The organism is Methylobacterium sp. WL18 (genome assembly GCF_008040015.1).
GTDB lineage: Bacteria > Pseudomonadota > Alphaproteobacteria > Rhizobiales > Beijerinckiaceae > Methylobacterium > Methylobacterium mesophilicum.
The window spans coordinates 1-1,559 of record NZ_VRVD01000870.1; the positions used below are offsets into that span (position 1 = coordinate 1).

The following is a 1,559-nucleotide window of genomic DNA, read 5'->3' on the forward strand; positions in this document are numbered from 1 at the left end:
GGCGAGGCCGGACGCGCGGCCTACTGCATCGGCAGCGGCCTCGCCTCGGACGCCGCGTCGGCCGGGGTCGTCCGGTCGCGCGTCGCAGCGCTCTCGGCGCGCGACAACAATCATGCCTGCTTGCATAATCAGTCGAGACGGTATTTTATCGCTGAGGTTGAGCGATTATATTGATCTCAGGGGAGTCGTATGACTCTGCGGGCAGCTTTGCTGGCGGCGACACTGATCTGTGTCGCGCAGGCGCCGACGAGTGCGCGCGCCTGCGGCGACGGAGAAGCGCCGACCGCCTGCGACGATCCGAGCCCCAACGGCTTCGCCTCCTGGATGCTCGGGCGCGTCAGCCAGGCGCTGCAGGCCGACCGGCACAAGGCGCTGGCCGCCTTCACCGCGGGGGCGAACGGCTTCCGGACCGCGGACACCTACGTGTTCTGCGTCGGACCGGACGGCGTGATGACCGCCCACCCGAACCCGATCCTGCAGGGGCACGACGTGCGCGACCTGCACGACAGGACCGGCAACCGCTTCATCCAGACGATGCTGGACACGGCCAAGCCGGGGCAGGTCGCGGTGATCCACTACCTGTTCCCGAAGCCGGGCAGCACGATCGAGGAGCCCAAGACCACCTACTACACCAAGGCCGGCGACCAGATGTGCGCGGTGGGGGTCTACGACACCGACGCCGCGGCGCCCGCCGCCGCGACCCCGGACGGACGGGTCGCCCAACTCCGGCAGAAGCTCGACGGGGAAATCCCGACCCAGGCCCGCGCCGACTGGCTCGCGTTCCTGGAAGCGCTCAACGCGCAGGGCGACGCGAAGACGGCGGCCATCGCGCAGGCCCGCCGGGACATGCGGGCCGCCACCGCCGCGCTGGATTCGGCCGGTGCGAGGCCGGCGGGGCAGGATTAGGTTCCGGCCCGGGCCGCCGCGCGTGGCCTTGGCCCAGATCCTTCCCCTCGCGGAGGCCGCGACGTTCACCGCCGGATGCCTCGTGCTGCGATCGACGTGGATCGATCCGAAGCGCGTCGAGTTCGCCCTGATCCTCGCCGTCGTCGTCCTGAGCATCGCCCTGCTGATCGGGCTGACGCCGCCGGACCTGGTCGGCGATACGGGGTGCCTGGACCCGGCCGGCCGGTGGCCCCAGCCGCGCTGATCGATGGAGGTGGCCGCCGCTATGCCCGCGTCAGCCCAGCGCGACGGCGCTCGCGGGCCGGTCGAGGGCCTCGGCCTCCGTGGGGACGACCAGATGGACGAACAGCATCCCGGCGGCGACGATCAGCGCCAGCGCCAGGATCCGCCACAGCTCCATGATCGGCTCTTGCGGTGTCGTGTCGGTCTTGCGCGGCATCGGTCTCGGATCCCTGTTGTGTGATCTGTCCTGTGAGCCGGTTCTCGGCCCGTCGCGGGTGGCATGGTCCACCGAAGGCTTGCCTGGCCTTGGTGGCGTAAAGTGGACACCCGCAGGATGAACGCTTCGTAAAATTTGCAACCTCGGCCGCCGGGGCGTGCGGGGCGTGCGGGGCGTGGCGTTCGGGTGGGCCGGATCAGGCGCACCCCGCTGC

Annotated in this window: 3 protein-coding genes; 2 read left to right on the forward strand and 1 reads right to left on the reverse strand. The window is 70.7% G+C overall.

All coding sequences use genetic code 11. The features are described 5' to 3' along the window. Positions 1-189: 189 nt before the first annotated feature. Together FV228_RS29175 and FV228_RS29180 are read left to right on the forward strand one after the other, a co-directional pair. A complete protein-coding gene (locus tag FV228_RS29175; RefSeq protein WP_147857650.1) occupies positions 190-906 on the forward strand; it encodes a cache domain-containing protein in 717 nt (238 codons plus the stop codon). Positions 907-988: 82 nt separating this feature from the next. Next, a complete protein-coding gene (locus FV228_RS29180) occupies positions 989-1,150 on the forward strand; it encodes a hypothetical protein (RefSeq protein ID WP_187277966.1) in 162 nt (53 codons plus the stop codon). A 30-nt stretch (positions 1,151-1,180) separates the two neighbouring features. On the opposite strand, the gene FV228_RS33535 is transcribed toward FV228_RS29180, so the two are convergent. Beyond that, the gene (locus FV228_RS33535; protein WP_187277967.1) at positions 1,181-1,345 is read right to left on the reverse strand and encodes a hypothetical protein; all 165 of its coding nucleotides are present in this window, start codon (positions 1,343-1,345) and stop codon (positions 1,181-1,183) included. Between the last annotated feature and the right edge of the window lie 214 nt (positions 1,346-1,559).